This window comes from Tersicoccus mangrovi (assembly GCF_036881825.1).
Taxonomy (GTDB): domain Bacteria; phylum Actinomycetota; class Actinomycetes; order Actinomycetales; family Micrococcaceae; genus Tersicoccus; species Tersicoccus mangrovi.
Genome location: NZ_JBAJMW010000006.1, coordinates 178142 through 201494, shown reverse-complemented (window position 1 = coordinate 201494; position 23353 = coordinate 178142). Strand labels below are relative to the sequence as shown.

Sequence of the window (23353 nt, the reverse complement as noted above, 5' to 3'; positions counted from 1 at the left end):
CCTCTCAGGCTGCCCGGGCCACCACGGTCGACTGCTGGCCGTACCCGGCGACGATGGACGCACACAGCTGCTCGTACTGCACCCGGCAGGCGGTGACCCCCAGCCGCGCCGCCCGGTTTGATCGCGTGAGGGCGGCGAGCTGTTCGGCGCCCACGGTGAGCCGGTGCGCCGGACGGCAGACGCGGACGGCGACGTCGGCACCGGCGATCAAGGTGGCGACCCGCTGGGCCAGGAAGCCGGTGGAGCGTCGAGCTGCCCGGCCCGGGTCGCCCACCAGTCGGGCCACCGTGTGGGAGCTGGCGTGCACGACCAGGGGGATGGTCCCGTCGGCGAGGCCATGGAACCGGGCGAACGCGGCCTCCAGCCCCACCCGCAGCGCCAGCAGTTCGGCCTCCACCGCGGTGTGCGCACCGACGTCGACGTACCTGCCGCCAGGCCAGGATCGGGTCGAGGTGGGGTGGGCGAGCACCCACCCGCAGCCGGTGAGCCGGGTCCGCCCGTCGAAGGACGCCGCGGTGACCAGTTCGAGGGGCCGGGCCAGAGCCCGGACCGGGGATGTGGTGCTCATGCCGCCACCGGTTCGACCGCGGTGACGGGGCGGGTGAGGCATTCGCGGGCTTCACGGCGGATCCCGGCGACCATGCGGGCGGTGGTCACCTCATCGACCCCCATCTCGTGGTTGCGGCGCCCGAGCACAGCGAGCCGGTCCGCGAACTCGTTCAGGGTGTTGCCGTTGTGCCCGCGCACCCAGTCGAACCGGATCCGCATCCGGCCGGTCATCTCCACGATGCGGCGCGCCTCCGTGTTCGCATCCCCGCTGACGGCCGAGTGGGGCTGGCCCTGCTGAAGACGGGCGATCAGGGCGAGGGCGTCCTGGGAATCGGTGATCACGCGGATGGACCCGGCCCCGTCGGCCAGGCTCGGGTGCAGTCGGATCGTCGCGGCCAGACCCTTGCGGATGGCCGAGAGCTCCCCGGCCAGGATGCCGCCCTTGGGGCTGAGGGTGTGACCGGAGCCGAGGGCCGGTTCGGCGCCGGTGGAGTAGGCCAGCACCCAGCCGACGCCGTTGACCGCTCCCCCGGTGGCCCGGGAGGCGTCGCAGGCGAGGGTGAGGTTGGCGATGATGCGCCGGTCCAGTCGGCGGATCGCCTCGGACCCGGCGGCAACGGCCCCGGCGGGGGCGGAGAGGTCACTGACCATCAGGTCGGTGTGTTCGCGCAGCAACCGGGCGCAGTCGTGGTCGGAGGCGAACACGGTCTGGCCGGGCTCGCTGAGGACGCTCACGGCGGCGGTGATCTGGGCGGCCAGCTCCGGGTTGTTGGGGTTGACCGGTGCCCCGGGGACGGGCCCGGTGAGGGTGGCCGGCTGCCCGTCGAGGCCGAGCCCGGTGACGGCCCAGCGGGAGAGGTTGTGCAGCCGGTGCAGCACGATGGTCACCCCGGTGCGGGTGGCGAGCCGGTCGGCGGCCGGAACGAACCGGCGGGCCGGTGGGGTGGGCAGGGGGATGACGTTCACAGGGTGCCTCCGATCAGGTCCGGCAAGGTGATGGGCTGCAGCTTCTGCAGGGCGACGGTGTACAGGACGTTGGCCTGTTCCATCACGCGTGGGGTGACCCCGTCCGCGTCGGCCTGCTCGTGCACGAACTGGTGGGCGACCTGCTGGGCGCGGGCCTGCCGATCCGGCACGCGGGCGAGGATCTCGACCGCCTCGTCGTAGAGGCCGGCCTCGTCCGGCCAGGGGCCGGTCAGTTCCATCTCCCACACCCGGTCCGGTCGGTCGGCGTCCCGTCCGGCCAGGACCCGGTCCCACACCGCGCCGCGGTGGGCCCATTCGCTGGTGCTGGTCCCGAGGGGGCGCTGTTCGTCCTCGGCCGCCTCATCCCAGTAGGGCCACCACTGCAGGTGCGGGGACTCGTCCAGGGCGCGGGCGTACTCGTCGTGGTGGTGGAAGGCGAGCAGGTAGAGCTCGCGGGGGTGGGCCGGGTCGTGGAGCACGGCGATGCGCACGGTGGGGTCCGGGCAGTCGTGCTCCCCCTCGTAGATCGCCTCCAGGTGAGCGCGGTGTTCGCCGATGGCGGTGAGCAGCACCCCGTCGGGTCGGGCGGTGCCGGCGACGTCGGCCGCGTCGATGGTGTGGGCGACCAGGCCGGCGACGGCCCGGTGATCCAGGGTGCGCCGGGCGGGGGCGACCAGGTCGGCCAGGTGGTCGGCCAGGGCCTGGTACGTGATCCGGCTCGTGACCCGGTAGCCGCGGGTGACGTGGGGCTCAGACACTGGTGACCTCCACGGTGATCGCCCAGTCGGGCACGGGCATGGGCGGGTAGTGGGGGTGCGGGATGAGCAGCACGATCACCGGGATCGGGGGCCGCTGCTCGGGCCAGTAGGTGCCCCCGTCGGTGGCGATGATGATCACGTTGGGCTTGCGGCGCAGGCTGCAGGCGTGGGCGATCGCCTCCCCCATCTCGGTGCCGCCGCGACCGGAGACGTGTCCGATGGAGGCGGCGCCGGTGAACCGGGTGGTGCCGTGGACGACGGTGTCGATGCCGCTGACGAGCAGGTCGTCACCGCGGATGCCCAGCTGGTTGGCGATGCCGATGACCTCGGCGGTGGTGCGCGCCAGCTGGGCGTCGTCCATCGAGTAGGACGTGTCGCGGTAGTAGTGGATGCGCGGGGTGTTCTTGACCCGGCCGGGGACGATGATCTTGGACTCGGTGCCGCGCGCGACGTCGCGCAGCGTCTCGTTCATCCGACGGCGGTTGCGGCGCGTGTACGTGGGGTGGTCCTGTCCGGGTGCCCGGTTCACGCACCGGCGCACCAGAGGGGCGAACACCCGCTGCCACGGGGTGCGCGACGGGGCCGGGACGGACTGGATGACGTCGATGATGCCGCCGGGCACCGAGCCGATGCCGTTGGCCTGCTGGTATGCGGCCATGGCCTGGGCGACGGCGGCGCGGACGAGGTCCTTGTCCATGTCGGTGGCCGCCGGTGCGGCCCCGTCGAGGTCGTCGTTGACGTCCAGCTCGTAGCCGGCCGGGATGCCGGTGGCCGCGGAGCCGCAGCCGGTGTCGGGGACCTGCGCGGGAGCTTGGCTGTTGGGCTGACCCTGACCGGACCGGCCGGCCCCGGAGCCGGGGCGGGAGCTCGTGCCGGTGCCCGGCTCGTCCGACGCGTCGGATTCGGGCTCGTCGTCGGACTCGGAGTCGTCGCCCTCGCCGTCACGCTCGGGGTCCGCGTCGTCCTCGGGGCTGGACTCGTCGTCCTGATGATCCGACTCGTCGTCCTCGTGCTCGTCGTCGACGTCGTCCTGACCCGACTCGTCCTCCTCGGGCTGATCGTCGGGGTCGTCGGTCTCGGTATCCGCGCTCGGGTCAGCATCGTCGTTGCCGGCCTCGTCGTCCGCGACGGGCGGTGGGGTGCGCTCGGCCTGCTTGGCCATGAGGGCGCGCAGCTTGGCCATGTAGTGCTCGACGGTCTGGTAGTCCGGCTCCCCCAGGCGGGCGGGCAGGACACCGTGCGCGGCGAGCAGGTCGCACCCGGCATCCCGCAGGTCATCATTGATGGCTGCATCGGAAGCGACATTCCAGGCGGCGGCCTCGTCGGGGGTGACCCCGGCCTGCGCGGCGGCGGCGGCGTGGTCGGCGACCAGGTGGAACGCCTCGTGCAGCAGCCCCTCGGAGCAGAACTGGGGGCCCTTGGCGATGCAGCGGTCGAAGTTGACGTACAGCCGGTAGTGCTTGTCCACGGCGAAGGTGTCCACCGCGGTGGTCGCCACCGGCCGCAGGGAGTGCAGCAGGGTGGCCAGGTACGGCATCTTCTCCACCGCTTGCCACCGCCACGCCTGCAGGTGGGCGAGCTGGTCCGGGGTCAGGGGCGCAAGTCTCATGGTCCTCATGTGTGCGGCGTCCCGGCCCGCCTGCGACGGATCAGTCCGAGGGCGAACCGGCGACCAGCACGTCCATCGGCACGACCCGGCCCCGCACCCGTTCGACGTCACCGCCGAGCCACCGGCGCCGGTCCAGCTTCCGGGTGCGCAGGTCGAACAGGGGCTCCATCACGAACAGGCGCCAGTTGGCGACCCGGGCCGCGGCGATCAGGGCGTGGGCCTTGGTGCGGCCGGTGACCTGGCCCAGGGCCACGACCCGGTCATCGCCTTCGATGGTCACCTCGTCCAGCGTCATGCCCACCTCGCTGACCAGGTCGGTGATCTTCACGCCCTTGCCGGGCCGGAACTTGAACGGGGAGGACACGGTGCCGATGGTCACCCCGTCGGTGTAACCGGTGACGGTCAGCTCGGACAGGACCCCGGTGATCAGGTTCTCGTCCAGCAGGCCGGGGTCCATGGCGCGCACACGCGCGAACCGGGCGGTGTGCCCCTCGGTCATCGCGTACCGCTGCAGGTCCGCGTTCATCCCGCCGTACCGGCACACCCGGATCAGGTCTAGCTCGGTGTTGGTCAGGGCGGTCAGGTCCTTCGCGGACAGGGAGTCGGGGTCCAGGGGGCTGCCTGCGGTGCGGGCGTGAGCGATCAGGGCGGTCATCAGCGGGCCCGGCGTGTGGGTGGGCACGTCGAACGCCTCGGCCCAGTCGGCCAGGGAGTGCGGGTTCAGCCCCTCGGGCAGCCAGAACCGGTGCTCGAGGGCCTGGGTGAGCACCGGCATCAGCTGGGAGGCGTTCAGACCGCCGAGCACCTGGACGATGCGGCGCAGCATGACGCTGTCCGGGTCATCGCCCAGATCGTCGGCCCAGCGCAGCAGGGCGGCCCGGGTACCGCGGTCGGCCAGCACGATCGAATCCCCCGCGTCGGGGCGGACCCGCTTCTTGCCGTCCTCCGGCGCCGGGGCGTCAGCGGCCTCGATGGGCAGTCGCTCGAGCAGCCGGGTGGCGGTGAGCAGCTGGGAGCGACCCGCGACCGGGTGCAGGCGCAGCTTGCCGGCGTGCAGGTAGATCACCGCACCGGGGGTGCGGGTCAGGCCCGGCAGGTGGCCGCGGATCAGGGGGCGGGCAGCGTTCATGGCCGCCTCCCGCCGGGTGGCGCGGTGGGCGGTCAGCAGTTCACGGGGCGATGCACTGGTCATGGCCCTCATGTGTGCGGCAGTCCGCCCCTCCCCCCAACCTCGGGCCGGCTCCGGTGCTGGGCAGGCGGTTCCCGTCGTCCGGGTCGGGAGGGGTGGCGTGTGCCGCACACATGAGGGGCATGACGACCATCGGCATTGACCTGGGCAGCCTCGGCCTGGATGACCTCGACGACCCCGACCTGCTGCCCCCGCTGGCACCGGATGACGCAGCGGATGCACCGGACGGGCGCACCCTCGTGCCCGGCTCGGTGCTCGCCCGCGCCTTGTACGAGGTGTGGGACGGCACCCCGGTGGTGATCGTCAAGTCCCCGCCCGGGGCCGGCAAGACCACCCTGATCGTCCAGGTCATCACCTACCTGGCCGAGCGGTCCGACCTCTCCGTCGTGGTCGCCACCCCGACCCGCCGCGGCGCGGTCGACGTGGCCCGCCGATGCGCCGCCGCCCTGGGGTCGACGAAGGAGGACCCGAAGATCCGTCTTGCCCTGCGCGACGCCAAGCCGATCGAGGGCGTGAAGTCCGAACCGTCCGCAGTCGACCACTTCACCAGTGACCGCACCCCCGTGGTGCGCACCATCGCCTCCTGCAAGGGCCAGTCCCGACCCAAGTGCGACGTGATGATCATCGAGGAGGCGTACCAGTCCACCTACGGGGACGTCGTGCAGGCCACCGATGACGCCGAGCAGGTCCTCATGGTCGGGGACCCCGGGCAGATCGGACCGGTGGTCAGCGCCAACGTGGACATCTTCCGCGGCCGCAGCGAGGCCCCGCACATGCGGGCCCCGGAAGTGTACGAGCGGCGCCCCTACGCGACGGTCCTGTCCATGGACACCACCTACCGGCTGGGCCAGGAGACGGTGGACGCGATCGCCCCCCTGTACGGGTTCGCGTTCGACTCGGGCCGCCCGGACCGGTGGGTCGCCGACCCGACCGGGAACCGGATCGCCGAGATCGTTCCCGTGCAGGTCCCGGCCCCCACCCGGGTCGATGACCTGGACGCCATGCGCACCGTCGCCGACTACGCGGCCGACATGGTCGGTGTCGAGCACGTCGAGGTCGGCCCCGACGGGGTGCGCACCACACGCCGCCTCGGGCAGCAGGACGTGGCGGTCGTCGTCGCGCACAACGCGCAGGTCACCGCCGTCGCCGCCCTGCTGCGGCAGGAGGGCTACCCGGACATCGCCGTCGGGACCGCCAACTCGATGCAGGGAGGCCAGTGGGCCGGAGTTGTGGCCCTGGACCCGCTGGCGGGAATGGACGAGGCCGGAGAGTTCCAGACGTTCCCGGGCCGGCTGTGCGTCATGGCCTCCCGCCACACGGCCTGCCTGGTGTGGGTGCACGACGGGCAGTGGGAGGCCAAGCTCTCCAACCCGAACCTGGACAAGAAGGAGGCCCGCCTCGGCAAGAAGGTCCGCCGCGCCCTGACCGCCGAGTAGCGCCGCCGGGAACAGCAGAAGGGGAGGCACCCGGTGCGGGTGCCTCCCCTTCGTCGTTGAGGTGGGCGGTCAGGCGGCCTGGCGGGTGTCCTCGTCGGCGTCGACGGCGTGCAGCTGGCGGACCCGGCGGGACCGGAGGGCGATCAGCCCGGCACCGGTGACCAGCACGAGGGCCAGGAGGGAGGCGCCGTTGAAGACCGGGGCGGCCAGGCCTAGGACCAGGGCGGTGGTCAGGAGCAGGATCTGAGCGGTTCGCTTGTTCATGCCCCCCCATGTGTGCGGCAGCCCCCACTGCCCCGGCGTGGGATGATCGCGACCATGTTGACCAGTCCGGTGGAGGACGACTTCAGTACGGTCGAGTTCGCGCGACGGCTGCGCGCGCTGGCGGCCCATCTGCCGCTCTCCGATGCGTTCGAGCGGGACCTGCCGCAGCTGCGCGGCACGTGGTGGACGAGCCAGCGGGAGCACATGGTCCGGTGGTTCGAGAGCCAGGACTCGCACGGCTCGGGCGCGTACTCCCGGAGGGCCCGCAACACGAGCGCGCGGACGACGTACAACCGGCTGCTCGCTCCGGCCGCCATCTTGTGGATGGCAGAAGCCCTCGGCGAGGACCGTGCGGTGGTGGAGGCGGCTGCTGATGCGGCTCGAGCCGAGACGAACGCAAGGAAGCGGCCTGCGCTCCTTCGCCGGCACCTGCCATGGAGCCGGATCGCCGAGCTCGCGCGGGCCTAGCGGCCGTCGAAGCGGATGGCGGCGCGGGTGCGCGCGGAGCGGTTCCCGACCCGGTTGGTCGCGCCGGTGCGGTGCTTGCGGGCACGCTGATCGGCGTGCACACCGGAGGCTCCGGAGGCGGCGAAGGCGACGCGCTGCCGGACGAGGTCCTCGGGCAGGGCGAAGCCGACCCGTGGGCGCTTGGGCTTGCTCATCATCCTCACCTCCTTCCAGGGCTCGTCGGCGTGGCAGTGTCCACCGTCATGTGTGCGGCGGCCTCCGCCGGGCAGCGCGAAGGCCAGGTCCCGTCAACGGGCGGGGTTCCTGGCCTCGACTTCCCGGCCTCCCAGCGGGAGCGGGCACGCCTATCGTAGCCACCGGCGGGTTTCTCTCACGCTCGCCGCCGCGGAACCGGCTACCCGGGGATCTGGCTGATGATCGGGGCGATCCGGTCGGCGACAGCCATGATGTCGACGGCGGCCGCAGCGCCGGTTCCGATGCCGCCCAGCAGTGAGGTGAGTGAGCGGAAGCGGTTGCGCACGGTGTGCTTCTTCGGCTCCGGCGTGTCGAGGGAGTCGCGCAGGTCCTCGAGGGCGACCTGGACGTCGTCGCGGGAGTCCTCGGGCAGCTGGTCGACGAGGTCGAGTGCTTCGTCGACGAGGTCGCGCACGGTGGATGCCTGCTCGGCGCTCAGCACGTTCACCGTCCCGGTGACCGTGTTGTGGGACCCCTGGGAGGCCGCTCCGACGGGGCCGTAGTTGTTCATCGTCTGAGACTGGTCGGTGCTGGAGTACGAGTAGCTGGTCGTCTCCTGCTCGTCGACCAGAAAGCGGTTGGATCCGAGCGCGTCGCGGCCGCTGCCGGTGATGGACAGGCCTATCCAGAGCCCCTGCATCGTCCCGGTTGCCTTGATCAGCGCCGACGCCTTCAGGTATTCGAACCCGTCCTGCACCTCGGTTGCGGTCGGCGAAGGGTCTGGTCGCTCGCTCGGCCAGTCCTCGGCGAGACTTTCCGAGTCGACACGCCGTTCCCCTGACATCGCCATCAAGATCCCGCGGCGGACGGCGTGCAGCCGCAGCCCGCTGCCGGTGGCGCCGTACATGCGCTTGAGTCGCTCGTGGACAGCCCGCCCCCTATGCGTCGGATCCACCCCCAGTCCAGCAGCGATCGAGTCGCTGTCAACGAGGCCCCTCTCCCTCAGCTCCTCCAGCCGGTGGATGGCCTCCGCCGGCCCGATCCCCAGATCGTTCGCGAGCGTGTGTGCCGTCGTCTCACCTTGCTCGTTCACTGCGAGGAGAGCTGCTTCGAGTTCGGGGTCGGTCGCGATGGCGTTGGTGAGGCGATCCAGCGATGACATCGGGGGCCCTTCGGTCGGCAGCGGATGGTTCCACGGTATCGCCCGGCAATGACAGTTCGGTTGCCAGCTCTCCGCGTCGGGGGCGGGAGCCGTGTCCGCACACATGGGGTGGGAGAACGCCGGCGCACGCCCGGCCACCAGCTGAGAGGACACCCCGTCATGGCCCGCACTCGATTCGTCTCCACCCCGTTCAACCGGGCGTTCGCCGCCGCGGTGGACGCCGGGGTCCCCGTCGTGCTGTGGGGCCCGCCCGGTGAGGGCAAGACCGCCAAGCTCACCGGACTGCTCGAGGCCTGGGGCCGGCACGTGGAGACCATCATCGGGGCCACCCGTGAGCCCTCGGACTTCCTCGGCGTCATGGTCGAAGAGGACGACGTCATCAGCTACCGCCAGTTCGGGTGGGTCAAGCGGCTGAACGCCGCCCCGCTCTCCGCCCTGTTCTTCGACGAGTTCAACACCGCCGGCGCCGCGATGAAGGGCATGGTCCGGATCCTGGAAGAAGGCGTCGTCGGGGAGACCGCGCTGCACGAGTCGGTCTCCATCGTCGCCGCGGCCAACCCGGTCGAGTCCTCGGTGGACGGTGAGGACCTGCGCTCCCCGGTGGCCAACCGCATCCTGCACCTGGACTGGGTGTTCGACACCGCCGAGTGGCTGGAGAACGTCGGCTCCGGGTTCGAGGCCGTCCAGTACCCTACCCTGGACCAGCTGCTGGTGACCAACCTCGACGAGCGGCGCGCCCAGGTCGCCGGTTCGGTGACCGCGTTCCTGCGCACCCGCACCCACCTGCTCAACCCAGGCCCGCCGGCGGACCCGGTCGCGGCCGGCCTGGCCTGGCCCTCGCCCCGGTCCTGGACGAAGGCGATCAACACGCTCTCCCGGCTGCACGCTGAGGATGTGCAGGCCCACGCCCTGGTCATCAAGGGCCTGGTCGGTGAGGGCGCGGCCGCCGAGTACCAGACGTGGCTGCGCGCCCAGGATCTGATCGACCCGGTCGCCGCCCTGGCAGACCCCTCGATCGTGCCGTGGTCCGATGACCGGCCCGACCGCCTGTTCGCCCTGCTGAACGCGGTGACCAGCATCGTGCTGAACGACCCGGACCAGTGGAAGCCGGCGATGAAGCTGATGGTCGCCTGCGCCGAGGGCGGCAAGCCCGACTTCGCCGGCCCGTTCGTCACCCGCCTGTTCCCGCACCGGCCCGAGGGCGCCGCCAAGCCGCGCGGGTTCACCCCGGCCTTCGGGGGCCTGGTCCAGCGCTCCACCTACCGGGTGGCGCCCGAGGTCGTGGACACGGAGGCCGCCGCGGCCTGAGCCCCCGGGCGGTACACGGGCCCGGACCCGACTCGCGCCGGTTCCTCTTCGGAGGGGCCGGCGCGATGCGTTTCGGGTTCGCGCCGCACACAGAGGGGGTATGAGCACCACTGCCCAGCCCCGCCACCCCGCCGGACGCCGTGAAGGCGGCCGCTGGGCGCCGCCCGAGTTCGCCGACGCCCTGGTCTCCCTCTCCCCCGCCTCCCGCACCCGGCAGACCATGGCCGAGCGCGCGGAGCTGTTCACCGCCGCCGGTTACGTCCCGGCGACCGCGGTGCCGGCCGTCCAGTCCCCCTACGGGCGGGACCGGATCGAGCAGTGGTGGGGTCAGGAGTTCGCCACCGCCGAGTACCGGGCCGACGGGACCGCGTTCCCGCAGATGCCCGACGACTACACCCCGTCCCGGCACTACGGCAACGCCCTGTCCGGGCACCGCCGCACCCACCGGATGCGGTACGGCAACGGCGAGGTCCAGCTGCGGATGCCCTCGGTCACCTCGATCAAGCGGTACTCGGCCGAGAACGGCAACCCGACCTTCGACGTGCCGATCTCCGTGGCGCTGCACGGCGGTGAGGCCAAGCAGGGCTGGGTGCGGGTCACCCGCACCGGCCCGGACCAGTGGGCCACCACCGTGCTCGGCGGCGGGGACGATGCGACCTCGGCGCGGATCGGTGAGGCCGTGGCCTCCGTGCTCGAGTCCCGCCGCCCCTCCCGCGCCCTGGTCGGGGTGGAGGACCTGCTGGAGAAGGCGCGGCTGCGCAAGGCTCAGGTCGGCACCGAGCTGAACGCGGTGACCAGCCACTTCATCGCCGCGGTCGGCTACGACCGGGCCTCGGGCATCATGGCCACCCAGATCAAGGACGCCAAGTACGGGGACCGCACCTACGGGCACCGGGTGCCCGAGGAGGTCTACCAGCAGGTCAAGGACGCGGACCGGCCCGGCACCCTGTTCAACCAGCTGGTCCGCGGGGCGCCCCGAGCCCAGGTGACCCGGTGCGAGAAGTGCGGCCGGTTCAGTGCCGTCGCCGTCGGGCACGCCTGCGCGAGCCACCACAAGGACGCCTCGGGCATCGGCGCCGAGCACACGGCCGCGGCGAAGGCCGCCGGCGCTGCCTGGTCGCACGCACTGGGCGGCACCACGCGGCCCCCCCAGCCCCAGCCCCAGCCGGAGGTGAAGCCGGAGCGTCCGGCCGTGCCGGTCGAGGAGGTGTCCGCCCGGGTCGCGCGCCTGAAGCAGGCCGCGGTCACCGGCACCGGTCAGCCGGTCCCCCCGGCCCGGCTGGGCAAGATGGAGCTGCAGGCTGCTCGCCGGCGCATGGGCGTGCTGATGGCCCTCAAGCCGGGCACCGACGTGTGGGTGGACGGCAAGCTCATGCAGATCCAGGCCTTCGAACCCGAGCGCCTCGACCACCCCGACAACCGGGCCGTGCTCAAGGTCGGGTACGGGCCGGGCCGGTACAACAGCACCGTGACGGTCAACGCCCTGCGCGAGGGCTACGTCGACGTCCAGCCCGTCACCCCTGCACCCGCCCCGGCCCCGGAACCGGCGAACCCGGACGCTCCCGCGCGGCCGCGGCCGGTCCCGGCGCACCTGCACAACCCGATCAACAGCCTGCCCGCGTACCGGGCCGAGTGGGCCCCGCTGGCCGCCGGTGCCCGGGCCGCCGGGGGCGAGCTGGTCTCGGATCGGCGCGGCTCCGTGCGCGCCTCGGTCAAGGGCGACTCCTGGCAGGCCGCCGTCGAGGTCGACCGTGACGGGAACCTGCACCGGCTCTTCAACGGCCGGCCCGTGGAGACGTTCAGCTCCTCCACCCCGGCGGCCGGGGCGATGGCCGACTGGGCGAACGAGAACGCCCTGAAGCTGGCCCGCATCGCCGACGCCGACGCCCGACGCCGCCCCTGACCCCACCACCATCCCCGTCCGCCCCGGTCCGCTGCTGCTGGCCGGGGTGGACCCGTCACCTGTGGGTGCCCGGTCCGCATAGACACCGGTGAACACGCCCACCCCTCATCCTGCGAGGAGATCCCATGCTCATCGGCCTGCACGGTCACGCCCGGTCCGGCAAGGACACCGCCGGCGCCCACCTGACCCACACCCACGGGTGCGCTCGGTTCGCCTTCGGGGACAACCTGAAGAACCACATGGCCGCCTTCGACCCCCGCCTGGGCGGGACCATCTCGCTGACCATGGCACTGGGCCAGATCGAGGGCGGATTCGACGCCCTCACCCAGCACCGCATCTGGGGGCCGGAGGTGCGCGGGCTGCTCAAGCGGTACGCCACGACCGTCCGCGACGTCTTCGGCGACACCCGTACCGATGCCGAGCTCGTCGACGACCTGCTCACCCTGGACCCCATGCTGGAGGGCCGGGAGTCGATCGGCACGGTCCTGGCCCGGCACAACGGGTGGGAGGGCGCCAAGGACGACCGGTTCGACGGCGGCGAGGTCCGGCGCCTGCTGCAGGCCTACGGCACGGAGGTCGCCCGCGCCACCTGGGGCCCGACCGTGTGGGTGGACCTGCTCGCCACCCAGATCCGCACCGCCCGGGCGCGGGACGTCGTGATCACCGACGTCCGTTTCGACTCCGAGGCCGAGTGGATCACCGGCCAGGGCGGGTTCGTGCTCGAGGTCGCCCGGCCCGGCACCGTCCCGGTGAACGGGCACGCCTCCGAGGCCGGGATCGACCCGACGTACATCGCGGCGACCATCCGCAACGACAGCTCGATCACCGTGCTGGGTCAGCGCCTGGACACCGCGGTGGCAAACCTGTCAGCACCGCAGGACCTGGCCGCATAGGGGAAGGTGAGAGCAGCACCCGCCCCGACCCCCTGGAGGGAAACCCATGTCCTACCTGATCGTCGACGCCGAGACCGCCCTGACCGAGGTCCCCACCCGGGAAGACGGCACTGTCTACCCGTTCGTGATGCTCACCCCGGCCCAGACCGTGCTGGCCGACACTCGCACCGAGCTGGTCGCCACCCTGATCGGTGGCTACGACCAGCACCCCGAAGGTGAGGACGGGGACGACGCGGCCCTGCTGGACCGGTACCGGTTCGCCGTCCAGGTCGCCGGCGCCCACCAGCAGGTCCTGGCCGCCGAGGCGACGGAGGCGGGCACGTTCAACCCGGCGGTGGAGAAGGAGGAGACGCTCACGGCGATCTTCTCCCCGCGGGACGAGCGAGTCCTGACCCCGCGCGAGTGGTCCCACCCGGTCACCCTCGTGCTGGTGGCCTTCGACTACGCCCCGTACACGGGCGTGGACCGGCCCACCGGCAACGTGCTGTGGCTGGACCCGCACACCGAGACGTCGCTGCTCGAGGGGCTGGCCGGGCTCGGTGCGCTCACCGTGGTGACCGCACCGGAGACGGTCCAGGACTGAGTCCGGCCCCGCCGGTCAGGACGAGGCGGAGGGCACCGGCGCGTAGGCGCGCCGGGACGGGGCGAGCCGCTCGTACCCGTGCCTGGCGGCCCGAGCCCGGGCACTGCCGGGCGCGTACCCGCACGCCTCATCGAGTTCGACCCACCGCACCCCGCGCTGGCGGGCTTCATGGATCATCGCCGAGAGCCGCTCGGAGACCACCCGGGCCACCGCCGACTCCGGGCCGGTGTGGTTGGTGCGGGCCTGGTCCGCCAGGGCCCGGAACGTGGCCGTCTCCTCGGCGCTGAGCTGGGTGAACCGTTCCTCCGGGGACGGGTCACCGGATTCGCGGTGGAAGCAGGTGACCGGGGTCGCCTCGGAGGGGATCGGGTCGGTGGCGATCTGGCGCAGCCGTTCGGCGGTCACCCCGAGCGTGCTGGACAGGGACCGGTAGGACCAGCCGGCGGCCTTGCCGGCGCGCAGCACCGTGGCCAGGTGGGCGGTGGCGCGTTCGCGGCGGTTGGCCACCCGGGCCGATGCCCGCCGCCAGGCCCGGTTCAGGGCCTCCTCGCTCGCCCCGGCCAGGGCCGGGTCGGGTCCGCCGGGCCGTCCCAGCAGGATGCCCACGTGCTTGCGGGTCAGGTCGAAGTCGGCGGCGATCCGTCGGGTGGACCAGCCGGCGGCGTCCGCGGCCTGCACGACCGGGGCGAGCCGGTCCAGGGTCCACCGGTCCGACTGGCGCAGCGCGGTCCGGTACGCGGCCCAGGCCGCGTCCAGCTCGGCGATCGCCGCGGCGGGCAAGGGCACATCGCGCGTGGGCATCGTGGCCCCCTTCCCTCGTTGACATCAACCCTTCCAGCGTACGTCCCGCTACCCCGTTGCGGCAAACGAATATGACCACCACCGGGCCGGGCCGAGCGCCCATCAGGTGGTATTTCTCACTTGTCCTAAACGTCTCCGCACATGCTACGCTTGTGCTGCTCGACCATCGTCTTTGACCACCCGTCCACACCTCCTCGAGGAGAACCGCATGAACGCCTTCAAGAACCGCATCGCCTCCGAGTGGGCCGCGATGACCACCACGCGCAAGGCCGTCCTCGGCGTGCTCATCGTGGGGTCCCTCGTCGTGCTCGGCCTGCTCGCCTCCGGCACCTGGGACCCGTTCGCGGTCAACACCGCCACCGTCGCCCCGGTCAGCAAGTAGCTTCATCGCCCGTCCCCCGGGGGGGCGATGTCGACCGGGCGCACCGCCCCACCGGTGCGCCCACCCAGAAGGCCCCGCCAGCGTCACGCCGGCGGGGCCTTCCTGGGTGCGGGCGGAGTCAGGCCGGGTTGAGCAGGAAGGCCACCAGCGGGTCCCCGACGTAGACGACGACCAGGGCGCCGGCGGCCAGGAACGGGCCGAACGGGATCGCCGCGTCCCGCTTGCCGGCGATCATCATCGGCAGGGCCACCAGGCTGCCCAACAGCACCGGGACGATGAACACCCCCAGGACCGTCTGGCCGGGACCGTGCAGGCCGAAGACCAGGGCGAGCAGCCCGACCAGCTTCACGTCCCCCCACCCGAAGCCGCCGGTGAAGGCGGCCAGCAGCCAGGCGATCACGTAGGCGATCACCATAGCCGCGAACGCACCCCCGACCTGGGACCAGGACCGTTCCCCGAGCGCACCCATCGTCACGGCCGCCGCCGCGGCGATCGGGTAGGCGGGCAGGACGATGACGTCGGGCAGGCGCATCACCAGCAGGTCGATCGCCGTCAGCACCACCAGGATCGCTCCCAGCGCCGCGGCCAGCAGTGCCCCGACCGGGCCGGCGGCCGCGTTCGCCCAGCCGGCGGTCAGTGCCACGATCAGGGCGATCCCGGCGACCGGTCCGGCGATCACCGGGTCGGTCAGGCGGTGCGCCCACGGCTCGTCCACATCCGGGCTCAGCTCCGTGCCGTCGACGTCGGCGGCGGTGGGGGCGGTGGTCGTGCTCATGGGTCGATCTTCTCCGTCCAACTGGTCATTTTCATTTGCTTTACCTGCTACACTACCGCGTGAGAACGTCGCGGCCTTCCCCCGGGCCGTGCACGCACCGTGTGGGGTGCCGGCACACCCGGCAGAAGGAGTGCCACGATGACCGGAACCGCCGCCGACACCCTCAGCGCCATCGCCGCGACCGCGGCCCAGGACGGCCGGGGCTGGGACGCCCTGTGCGCCCAGATGGCCTGCGACGCCACCGTCTTCAGCGACCTGCTCACCGAGCGGCCCGACACGATCATCGACATCACCGCCGTCCACCACCTGAACCTGGCCACCGCCACCTTGCACGAGGCGATCAACGCCTTCCGCACCGGCCTGTTCGACGCGCTCAACGCGCGTGGGCTCGGGACCGCCTTCGTCGCCCGCGTCCCCGAGATCACCCTGCCCGACCTCGAACTCGACCCGGCCACCGCCGGCGACTTCGCCGCCCACACCACCGGCGGGCTGACCGTGGAAGCCTTCACCGCCCACCAGCAGGCCCGCGGTGACCAGCTCGCCGCCCTGTCCACCCGCCTGCAGGAGCGGGGCATGGAGGAGGACGCCGCCAACTCGCGCATCGGCGCGGACCGGTCCGCCTTCACCGCCCACCACGCCGAGGACGGGCTGATCACCGGGGATCAGACCCTGGCTGCACTGCGCGTGGCCCACCTGATGCTCACCGAGGCGCTCACCCGCACCGGTACCCACACCGAGCCGGCCGTTCGCCGCGGCGCCGCCCGGCAGGCCTTCGTCCAGTCCACGTTCACAGCCGAACCGGTCCACTTCGCCGCCTGAGCGCGGTAGCGGGTCCCTCGGGGCCGGGGGCGCGGGCCTCAGCGCCACGTGTTGCCCTTCTGCTGGTCGAAACTGCCCGGGCGGATCTCCGCGCGCCGGGCCACCGACTCGTTGATCTTCCGGTCTGCGAACAGGCGGGCCAGGGACACCTCGAACGGGATCGAGCCCGAGCCCTGGTTGCGCAGCTGGTCGGTGATGCTCTCCAGGTTGTTGGTGCGGATGGCGTTGCGCACCGCGTCGTTGGCGACCAGCACCTCCGCTGCCAGGGCCCGGCCTGACCCGCCGACTACCGGCAGCAGCTTCTGGTAGACGGCCGCCTGCAGGGTGCGGGAGAGCTGGGCGCGCACGTCGGCCAGCCGCTCCCCCGGCATCGAGTCCAGGATGCGGGTGGGCACGTCGGCGCTGGAGGAGGCGTGGATGGTGGTCAGCACCAGGTGCCCCGACGAGGCGGCGCTGATCGCCGCCTGCATGGTCGCCGGGTCGCGCATCTCACCGATGACGATGATGTCCGGGGCCTCACGCATCGCGTCCTCCACCCCGAGGGCGAAGGTGTCCACGTCGTCGCCGACCTCGCGCTGGACGATCAGGGACTTATCGCTCACGTGCCGGTACTCGATCGGGGACTCGATGGTGACGATCTTCTTGGCGAACTCGCGCTTGACCTCCTTGATCAGGGCCGCCATCGAGGAGGACTTGCCCGACCCGGTGACCCCGACGAAGACGACCAGCCCGGACTCCAGTCCGATGAGCGACTTGACCACCTCGGGCAGGCCGAGGCTGTCGAACTCGGGCACCTCGTTGGGGATGGTGCGGAACACGGCGATCGGCTGCTTGCCGGCGACGGCGAAGTGGCCACGGAACCGGGACCGGTCGGTGGCGTAGGAGAAGTCCAGGCGCTTCTCCCGCCCGAACCTGGCCCACTGCTCGGCCGTGACCATGGGCTTGAGGATCGCCGAGAGCACCTCCCCGCTCAGGACGCGGCCCATGCCTTCCATCGGGATCGTCTCACCGAAGAAGGAGACCCACGGGTGGGTGCCGGCGGCCAGGTGCAGGTCGGAGGCGCCGATGTCCAGGGTGCGGTCCAACAGCCCGTCGATGTGCCGGGTCGGGGACTGGGTCACCGTCACGGTCGGTGCGGCGCTGGCGGTGGGTGCGGATGCGGGGGCGGTGACGGTCATCGGGGTCTCCTCCAGGAGCGGGCGACGTCGGTACGGGTGACGGGCGGGGTCGGTCAGTCGAGCAGGATGTGGCGTCGCAGCTCGGTCAGGCTGGTGCGCCCCTCCCGGGCCAGGCGTCGCCCGTCCTCGGCGAGGGTGCGCATCCCCGCGGCCGAGGCGGCCGCGGCGATCGCGCTCATCGGGGCGTCGGCGGTGATCAGCTCGCGCACCTCCCGCCCGAACGTCATCAGCTCGTGGATGGGGGCACGGCCGGCGAACCCACGGCCACCGCACGCCTCGCACCCGCCCGGACGGGCGTCGAAGAACACGCCGGCCAGATCCTGTTCGTCCAGACCGAACTCGCGCACCAGGTCCGGGGTGGGGGTGGTGGGGATCTTGCACGCCGGGCACAGCAGGGCGGGCAGGCGCTGGGCGCACACCGCGCGCAACGAGTCGGCCAGCACCGAGGGGCGGATCCCCATCTCCCGCAGCCGCACCACCGTGGTCGGGGCGTCGTTGGTGTGCAGGGTGGACAGGACGGTGTGCCCGGACAGGGCCGCCGAGATCGCCGTGTGCGCGATCGACTCCCGGTTGATCTCCCCGACGAACAGGACGGAGGCCGCCGAGCGCAGCGTGGTGGCCATCGCCGCGTCCCAGGTCAGGCCCTGGTCGGGGTTGATGCTCACCTGGGTCACCCCCTCCGGGAAGCGGCGCTCCACGGGGTCCTCGAGGGTGACGATCTTGCGGCCCTGCTCGATGAACTCCACCAGGGACGCGTAGTTGAGCATCGTCTTGCCCGAGCCCATCGGCCCGACCGCCAGGACGATCCCGTTGGGCTGGGCCAGGGCACGGCGCCACCGGGCCTCGGTGTCGGCAGCGAAGCCGATCCCGTCCAGGGTGCGGGACTGGTCCGCGCCCAGGCGCAGCGTCACCGACTCGCCCCACTGGGCGGGCAGCACCGCGACGCGGATCTCGTGGTTGACGCCCTCGAACCGGTGGGTGAGCACCCCGTCCTGGTTGCGCAGCTCCGCCGCGTCCAGCTTCGCGCGAGTCTTGATCAGCTGGATCAGACGCGGTCCGATGACCTTGGACTGGTGCGCCTCGGGCACGATCCGCCCGTCCACGCTGTACCGCACCGACAGGTAGTGCTCGGCCGGCTCCAGGTGGATGTCCGAGGCCCCGGCCCGCAACGCCCCCTCGATGATGATGTTCAAGGTCGCCGGGATCTCCCCCGCGTCCACGCCCTGGTCGCTGGCCACCACCGCAGCCCCGGCATAAGCCTTCGCCGCGCGGGCACCGGCCTTGCGGGCCTCGGCCGACGTCGAGTAGAACCGGGCGACCGCCTTCTCCAACTCCGGCTTCGGGGACCAGACCGCGCTGACCCCGTGCCCGGACCCGCGCAGAATGCGCAACACGTTCAAGTCCCCGGGCTGGGCCATCGCCACAGTGAGGGTGTCCCCGTCCAGGCTCAACGGCAGGACCAGGTGCTCGCGGGCCAGCGCCGCGTCCACCAGCTCGAGCACCTCGTCTTCGACCAACAGGTTCGAGTCCAGCTGCCGGTAGACGTGCCCACGCGTGTACGCGAACGCGGTGTTGGCCTGCACGTAGGTCAACCGACCGGCCTTGACCAGGGAGGTCAGCAGCGGACCGTCCGCCGCGGCGGCGTCCAGCTCGACCTCGGTCAGCCCGTGCTGAGCCTTCAGGTGGGCGCGCAGGCGCGCCTCCTGCACGGTGATGGTGGTGGCGGGGGCCACGGCGGGCTCCTTCTGGCGGGGCGACATGGGGGTGCGGTTCTGCCCCGGGACATGCGTAGAACGCCGCCGATCGGCCGCCCCGGCCGGTGTTCAGGGCCCCGGTGCGGGCCCGGGGCCGAGGTCTACGCATGTCACCGGGCAGGAACACCCACCGCCGTCCCCGTCCAGAAGGGAGCACCCTGTGGCCGACACCGTCCTCGGCATCGACTTCGGGTCCTCCGGGCTCAAGCTCGCCGTCGCACGCGTCCACAAGGGCGCCACCACCATCACCGACCAGGTGTTCATCCCCCTGGACCCCGGTCTGATCGTCAAGGGCGCCCCGACCGCCGAGGCCGTCCCCGACGTCGCCGCGGCCCTGAAGGCCGCCCTGGCCGAGCGCAAGATCACCGCCCGGGACGCCATCGTGGGCCTGGGCTCGGTCAACGACGTGTTCGTGGACCGGTCCACCACCCCGTACCACCCGCCCAAGGACTACCTGCGGGCCGTGAGCTTCGACATCGCCGCCGACACGTCTCTGCTGCTGGGCGCCCCGGACGGGGTGCTGCTGGACGCGGTCGTCTTCGAGGACTTCCTGGACCCCGACGGGGCCCGGAAGGTGGACGCCCTGCTGTGCGGTACGCGCCCCGAACTGGTCGACCGGCTCGCCGCGATCGCCACCAAGGCCGGGCTGCGGGTCATCGGCGCCGACGTCTCCGGGCTGGCCGTGCTGCGCGCCCTGCCCCTGGTGCCCCGCCCCGTGGACCACCTCGACGTCATCGTCGACGTCGGCCAGGACGTGCTGACCGTCCTCATCCACGAGAACGGGCGCCCCTACTCGATCAGCCTGGCCGAGGACGCCGGCGGTGCCCGCGCCGACCAGCAGATCGGCCGGGCCATCGGCAACGAACACCAGGACGCGATCACCCGCGCCAAGACCGTCATCGGCCGCGACAAGCGGGTCCGCGACGCCATCCAGGACTACGCCTACCTGACCGCCGACAAGGTCCGGGCCGCCATCCAGGCCTACCTGGACCGGCGCCGGGTGCCCGTGCAGATCGCCGGGCTCACCCTGCTCGGCGGCGGGGCCCTGCTGCCCGGGCTACGGGACGCCATCGAAACGGTCCTGCAGGTGCCCACCATCATCGCCAGCGACTTCGACCCCGGCATCGACGGGTCACCGCGCCGGTACGAGGACGTCTCCAACCTGTCCGCCGACTTCACGGTTGCGGTGGGCCTGACCATGGGAGCGGCAGCGTAGTGGCCATCCTCACCCCCGACACCGAGGCCCCCACCTCGAGCCGGCTGCGCCTGGGCAAGGGCCCCCGCCCACCCCGGGCACCGCGCGGCAAGAAGGCCGACGCCCCAGCACCCGCACCGGAGGCGATCGCCGACGGCACCGGCAAGCACCGCGCCGAACCGAAGGCCGCCCCGTGGCCGGACCCGGTCCGGCCCAGTCTCATCCTGCTGCCGACCAAGCTGCGCGGCGCCCGGGCCCGCCGCCGCGCCTCCCGGCACGCGGCCCTGCTCTCCATCGCCGCCCTCGCCCTGACCGGCATCGCCTACGCCGGAGTCACCAGAGGCACCACCGGTGCGGCCGGCCGCCTCGCCGCCCAACAGCAGATCACCGCCCAGCACGAGCAGTACCTGGCCGCCAACACCGGGTTCGAGACGTACTACGAGGGGTTCGTGGCCAGCAAGGCCGCCGTCGCCGGCGCCTTCGACGGGGACCTGGCCTACACCAGCGCCCTGAACGCCATGAACACCGCGAACACGGTCGGGGCGGTGTTCACCAAGATCGCCTCCACCGGGGACGGGCAGACGTGCGCCCGCGGCAACGTATTCACCCCCTCCACCGCGATCGGGTGCCTGCAGGTGGAGGGCCGGGTGCACAACCTGGCCGACGTCGGCCGGCTCGCCGCCGCGATCGGGGCCGCCAAGAAGAACCTGACCGACCCGTACGTCACCGAGTCCACGCACCGGGACGGGGTGGGCACGTTCAAGATGACCGTCGGCTTCACCGCCGACATCTACAGCTTCAAGGGCGCGAAGTTCACGCCCACCGACGAGGAGAAGGCCGCGGCCGCTCCGACCGACCAGGAGGCCGGCCAGTGAACACCCAGCCCCGCCCCACAGCCCCCTATGTGGTGGCCGGCCTGATCACTGCGGTGGTGATCGGCCTGGTCGTCATGATGTTTTTCCTGCCCCAGGCCAAGCGCACCCAGGCCCTGGACCAGCAGGTGCAGGCCGCCGAAGCGCACAACGCGTCCCTGCAGACCAAGATCGACGTCATCGACCGGAACAAGCGCAACGCCGCGGCCCTGAAGCAGCAGGTCGCCGCGTTCACCTCATCCTTCCCGGCTGGGGCATCCCAGACGGACCTGATGGCCGAGATCAACACCGCCGCCGCAGCGGCCGGGGTGGAGCTGACCGGGCTGAACGCCGCGGTGCCCACCACCACCGGGTCCGGCGCCGCGGGCGCGGCCGGGTCCAGCACGGCAGCTGCCGCTGCGGCCGACGTCAACGCCGCCGCCGCGGCGAAGGCCAACGGGCAGGGCAACGCCGCCCTCTCCTCCACCCAGGTCACCGGCAAGCCCACCGCCGCGGCCCCGACGGCCAGCACCACACTGGCCACCGTTTCCCTGACGATCAACGCCCAGGGCGGCCTGGACCGGCTCGAAGCGTTCGTGGCCCGGCTCGAAAAGCTCTCCCGCCCGGTCATGATCCGCACCTTCGCCTTCGGCGGGGACGAGGCCAAGCAGACCCTGTCCCTGACCGCCACGTCCTTCTTCGTCGCCCCGCTGACCGACCCGACCACAACCGGGGCCGGCCAGTGAGCTACGGGCAGAAGGCCCGCACCGGCCCGGCGCGCCGGACACCGGCCTGGCAGCGGTACACGGTGCTCGCCGTCGTCGCCGTCATGGCCCTGAGCACGCTGCTGGCCATCCTGCCCTGACGCCTCCGCCCGGGGCGGGGCCCCGGTGCCGGTCTACGCATGTCCTGACGGTGAGACCACCCCGCGCGGCGGGACGTCACCGACCAGCAGGAGGCCCCGTGTCCACCCCCACCATCGCGGCGACCCGCACCCCCGAGTTCGGCTACCGGGTCCGCCGCACCGACGGGCGCGTCGAGACCGGCAAGGCGACCTCGGCCACCCGGGGTGCCCTGATCGCCCGGCTCACCCGCAACCCCGACTACGAGTCCGTTCTGGACGTGCGCGACCTCTCCGCCGCTGCCGCCAAGGTCGGGTCCAAGGCCGCCCCGAAGCTGAAGTCCCTGGTCGCTGCGACCCGGCAGCTGGCCCTGTGCATGGAAGTGGGCATGGACTCCCTCACCGCCATCGACCAGGTCCTCTCCCAGGGCGAGGTCGGGGACCGGGTGCTGACCTTCGGGCTGGACGAGGTGCGCAAGGAGATGCGCGAGCAGGGCTCGACGATGTCCGCGGCCATGCGCCGCCACCCCTACATCTTCCCGCCGCTGATGGTCGAGACCCTCGCCGCCGGGGAGAAGTCCTCCACCATCCCCTCCTCGATGCGCCAGGCCGCCGATGACCTCGAGGCCGCCGACGAGCAGCGAGCCCGGATCAAGAAGGCCCTGAACTACCCGATCGTCGTCCTGGTCGTATTCTCCCTGGTCTTCGTCCTGCTCATGCTCGTCGTCGTCCCCCAGTTCACCAGCCTGTTCGCCAGCTTCCCCGGCGGCATGTCCAAGATGCCCACCATCACCCTGGTCGTGGTCGGCATCTCCGAGCAGATGCGCTGGATCACCCCCGTCGTGGGGGTCCTGGTCGTGCTCGGGGTGCTCTGGTACCGGCGGAACATGCGCGAGGAGAAGGTCCGCGCCATCGTGGACCCCCTGCTGATGAAGCTGCCCCGGGTCGGGGACCTGTTCAAGCTGATCGCCCTGTCCCGGTTCTGCAAGACGCTGGCCTCCCTGTCCGAGAACGGGGTGCACATCACCGAGGCGCTGGAGATCACCGCGGCCGCGGTCAACAACATCCCCCTGGAGAAGGCGATCCTGGCCGCCCGCGACGGGAAGAACCGGGGCGAGTCGATGGTCGAGTCCCTGGGCAAGGAGCCCCTCTTCCCCAAGATGCTGCTGCAGTTCCTCTCCGTCGCCGAGGAGACCGGCAAGATCGCCCCCTCCCTGCGGGCCAGTGCCCGGCTCTACGACCGGGACGCCGACGCGATGATCACCAACATCGAGGCCCTGCTCAACCCGATCTTCATGATCGTCATCGGCGTCATGGTCCTGATCGTCGGCCTGGCCGTCTACCTGCCGACCTTCCAGCTCGGCGACCTGATCTCCCCGTACTGATCCGGCACTGCCCCGGTGCGGGCAGGCCGGCCGCGTCTACGCATGTCCCCGGTCGAGATCCCCAACCCATCTCACCCCCTCGACCATCAGGTCCCGTTCCCCGAATGAGG

At 72.1% G+C, this 23353-nt stretch carries 25 protein-coding genes; 13 read left to right on the top strand and 12 right to left on the bottom strand.

The window, feature by feature from the left end; genetic code table 11:
- Positions 1 to 4 precede the first annotated feature (4 nt).
- From V6N00_RS13570 to V6N00_RS13550, 5 genes are read right to left on the bottom strand one after another with little or no spacing between them, the layout of a single operon-like run.
- Positions 5 to 568: a ribonuclease H family protein gene (locus V6N00_RS13570; RefSeq protein WP_334233007.1), complete on the bottom strand. Its 564-nt coding sequence runs from the start codon at positions 566 to 568 to the stop codon at positions 5 to 7.
- Positions 565 to 1515: an RNase H family protein gene (locus V6N00_RS13565; RefSeq protein WP_334233006.1), complete on the bottom strand. Its 951-nt coding sequence runs from the start codon at positions 1513 to 1515 to the stop codon at positions 565 to 567. Before V6N00_RS13565 ends, V6N00_RS13570 begins: the two co-directional genes overlap by 4 nt.
- The gene (locus tag V6N00_RS13560) at positions 1512 to 2273 is read right to left on the bottom strand and encodes a hypothetical protein (protein ID WP_334233004.1); all 762 of its coding nucleotides are present in this window, start codon (positions 2271 to 2273) and stop codon (positions 1512 to 1514) included. Before V6N00_RS13560 ends, V6N00_RS13565 begins: the two co-directional genes overlap by 4 nt.
- Positions 2266 to 3882, bottom strand: a complete 1617-nt coding sequence (locus V6N00_RS13555) for a vWA domain-containing protein (protein ID WP_334233001.1) — start codon at positions 3880 to 3882, stop codon at positions 2266 to 2268. Before V6N00_RS13555 ends, V6N00_RS13560 begins: the two co-directional genes overlap by 8 nt.
- A gap of 40 nt (positions 3883 to 3922) precedes the next feature.
- Positions 3923 to 5074, bottom strand: a complete 1152-nt coding sequence (locus tag V6N00_RS13550) for a hypothetical protein (RefSeq protein ID WP_334232999.1) — start codon at positions 5072 to 5074, stop codon at positions 3923 to 3925.
- 119 nt (positions 5075 to 5193) lie between these two features.
- Here V6N00_RS13550 and V6N00_RS13545 point away from each other — a divergent pair, with 119 nt between their 5' ends.
- On the top strand, positions 5194 to 6507 hold the full coding sequence (locus V6N00_RS13545; RefSeq protein ID WP_334232998.1) for an AAA family ATPase: 1314 nt from the start codon (positions 5194 to 5196) through the stop codon (positions 6505 to 6507).
- 69 nt (positions 6508 to 6576) lie between these two features.
- Here the strand turns inward: V6N00_RS13545 and V6N00_RS13540 are convergent, their stop codons facing one another.
- Positions 6577 to 6771: a hypothetical protein gene (locus V6N00_RS13540; RefSeq protein WP_334232996.1), complete on the bottom strand. Its 195-nt coding sequence runs from the start codon at positions 6769 to 6771 to the stop codon at positions 6577 to 6579.
- 54 nt (positions 6772 to 6825) lie between these two features.
- Between V6N00_RS13540 and V6N00_RS13535 the strand changes: the two genes are divergently transcribed.
- Positions 6826 to 7239: a hypothetical protein gene (locus V6N00_RS13535; protein WP_334232994.1), complete on the top strand. Its 414-nt coding sequence runs from the start codon at positions 6826 to 6828 to the stop codon at positions 7237 to 7239.
- On the opposite strand, the gene V6N00_RS13530 is transcribed toward V6N00_RS13535, so the two are convergent.
- Together V6N00_RS13530 and V6N00_RS13525 are read right to left on the bottom strand one after the other, a co-directional pair.
- On the bottom strand, positions 7236 to 7433 hold the full coding sequence (locus V6N00_RS13530; protein WP_334232992.1) for a hypothetical protein: 198 nt from the start codon (positions 7431 to 7433) through the stop codon (positions 7236 to 7238). The genes V6N00_RS13535 and V6N00_RS13530 overlap by 4 nt on opposite strands.
- A gap of 200 nt (positions 7434 to 7633) precedes the next feature.
- Positions 7634 to 8713: a hypothetical protein gene (locus tag V6N00_RS13525; RefSeq protein ID WP_334232990.1), complete on the bottom strand. Its 1080-nt coding sequence runs from the start codon at positions 8711 to 8713 to the stop codon at positions 7634 to 7636.
- 21 nt (positions 8714 to 8734) lie between these two features.
- Here V6N00_RS13525 and V6N00_RS13520 point away from each other — a divergent pair, with 21 nt between their 5' ends.
- The 4 genes from V6N00_RS13520 to V6N00_RS13505 all read left to right on the top strand — a co-directional run bounded on the left by V6N00_RS13520 (position 8735) and on the right by V6N00_RS13505 (position 13262).
- Positions 8735 to 9883 (top strand): ATP-binding protein, encoded by a 1149-nt coding sequence (locus V6N00_RS13520; protein ID WP_334232988.1) that lies wholly within the window; start codon positions 8735 to 8737, stop codon positions 9881 to 9883.
- Positions 9884 to 9983: 100 nt separating this feature from the next.
- Complete coding sequence (locus tag V6N00_RS13515) at positions 9984 to 11786, top strand: hypothetical protein (RefSeq protein ID WP_334232986.1); 1803 nt, start codon at positions 9984 to 9986, stop codon at positions 11784 to 11786.
- Positions 11787 to 11911: 125 nt separating this feature from the next.
- The gene (locus tag V6N00_RS13510; RefSeq protein ID WP_334232984.1) at positions 11912 to 12679 is read left to right on the top strand and encodes a deoxynucleotide monophosphate kinase family protein; all 768 of its coding nucleotides are present in this window, start codon (positions 11912 to 11914) and stop codon (positions 12677 to 12679) included.
- A 46-nt stretch (positions 12680 to 12725) separates the two neighbouring features.
- A complete protein-coding gene (locus V6N00_RS13505) occupies positions 12726 to 13262 on the top strand; it encodes a hypothetical protein (RefSeq protein WP_334232983.1) in 537 nt (178 codons plus the stop codon).
- A gap of 15 nt (positions 13263 to 13277) precedes the next feature.
- On the opposite strand, the gene V6N00_RS13500 is transcribed toward V6N00_RS13505, so the two are convergent.
- Positions 13278 to 14063, bottom strand: a complete 786-nt coding sequence (locus V6N00_RS13500) for a hypothetical protein (protein WP_334232982.1) — start codon at positions 14061 to 14063, stop codon at positions 13278 to 13280.
- A 208-nt stretch (positions 14064 to 14271) separates the two neighbouring features.
- On the opposite strand from V6N00_RS13500, the gene V6N00_RS13495 reads away from it, so the two are divergent.
- Positions 14272 to 14445, top strand: coding sequence for a hypothetical protein (locus V6N00_RS13495; protein ID WP_334232980.1), 174 nt, complete (start codon positions 14272 to 14274; stop codon positions 14443 to 14445).
- 118 nt (positions 14446 to 14563) lie between these two features.
- Here the strand turns inward: V6N00_RS13495 and V6N00_RS13490 are convergent, their stop codons facing one another.
- Positions 14564 to 15220, bottom strand: coding sequence for a prepilin peptidase (locus V6N00_RS13490; protein ID WP_334232978.1), 657 nt, complete (start codon positions 15218 to 15220; stop codon positions 14564 to 14566).
- 138 nt (positions 15221 to 15358) lie between these two features.
- Between V6N00_RS13490 and V6N00_RS13485 the strand changes: the two genes are divergently transcribed.
- A complete protein-coding gene (locus V6N00_RS13485) occupies positions 15359 to 16039 on the top strand; it encodes a hypothetical protein (protein WP_334232977.1) in 681 nt (226 codons plus the stop codon).
- A gap of 38 nt (positions 16040 to 16077) precedes the next feature.
- Here the strand turns inward: V6N00_RS13485 and V6N00_RS13480 are convergent, their stop codons facing one another.
- Complete coding sequence (locus tag V6N00_RS13480; RefSeq protein ID WP_334232975.1) at positions 16078 to 17217, bottom strand: type IV pilus twitching motility protein PilT; 1140 nt, start codon at positions 17215 to 17217, stop codon at positions 16078 to 16080.
- Between the two features lie 53 nt (positions 17218 to 17270).
- Positions 17271 to 18950, bottom strand: a complete 1680-nt coding sequence (locus V6N00_RS13475; RefSeq protein WP_334232972.1) for a GspE/PulE family protein — start codon at positions 18948 to 18950, stop codon at positions 17271 to 17273.
- A gap of 181 nt (positions 18951 to 19131) precedes the next feature.
- Here V6N00_RS13475 and pilM point away from each other — a divergent pair, with 181 nt between their 5' ends.
- The 5 genes from pilM to V6N00_RS13450 all read left to right on the top strand — a co-directional run bounded on the left by pilM (position 19132) and on the right by V6N00_RS13450 (position 23243).
- Positions 19132 to 20187, top strand: a complete 1056-nt coding sequence (pilM, locus tag V6N00_RS13470) for a pilus assembly protein PilM (protein WP_334232970.1) — start codon at positions 19132 to 19134, stop codon at positions 20185 to 20187.
- Complete coding sequence (locus V6N00_RS13465) at positions 20187 to 21041, top strand: hypothetical protein (RefSeq protein WP_334232968.1); 855 nt, start codon at positions 20187 to 20189, stop codon at positions 21039 to 21041. Before pilM ends, V6N00_RS13465 begins: the two co-directional genes overlap by 1 nt.
- Positions 21038 to 21763 (top strand): hypothetical protein, encoded by a 726-nt coding sequence (locus V6N00_RS13460; RefSeq protein ID WP_334232965.1) that lies wholly within the window; start codon positions 21038 to 21040, stop codon positions 21761 to 21763. The genes V6N00_RS13465 and V6N00_RS13460 overlap by 4 nt, the downstream gene beginning before the upstream one ends.
- Positions 21760 to 21882 carry a hypothetical protein gene (locus V6N00_RS13455; RefSeq protein ID WP_334232964.1) on the top strand — a complete coding sequence of 41 codons (123 nt, stop codon included), beginning with the start codon at positions 21760 to 21762 and terminating at the stop codon, positions 21880 to 21882. Before V6N00_RS13460 ends, V6N00_RS13455 begins: the two co-directional genes overlap by 4 nt.
- Positions 21883 to 21980: 98 nt before the next feature.
- Positions 21981 to 23243, top strand: coding sequence for a type II secretion system F family protein (locus V6N00_RS13450; RefSeq protein WP_334232963.1), 1263 nt, complete (start codon positions 21981 to 21983; stop codon positions 23241 to 23243).
- Positions 23244 to 23353: the final 110 nt, after the last annotated feature.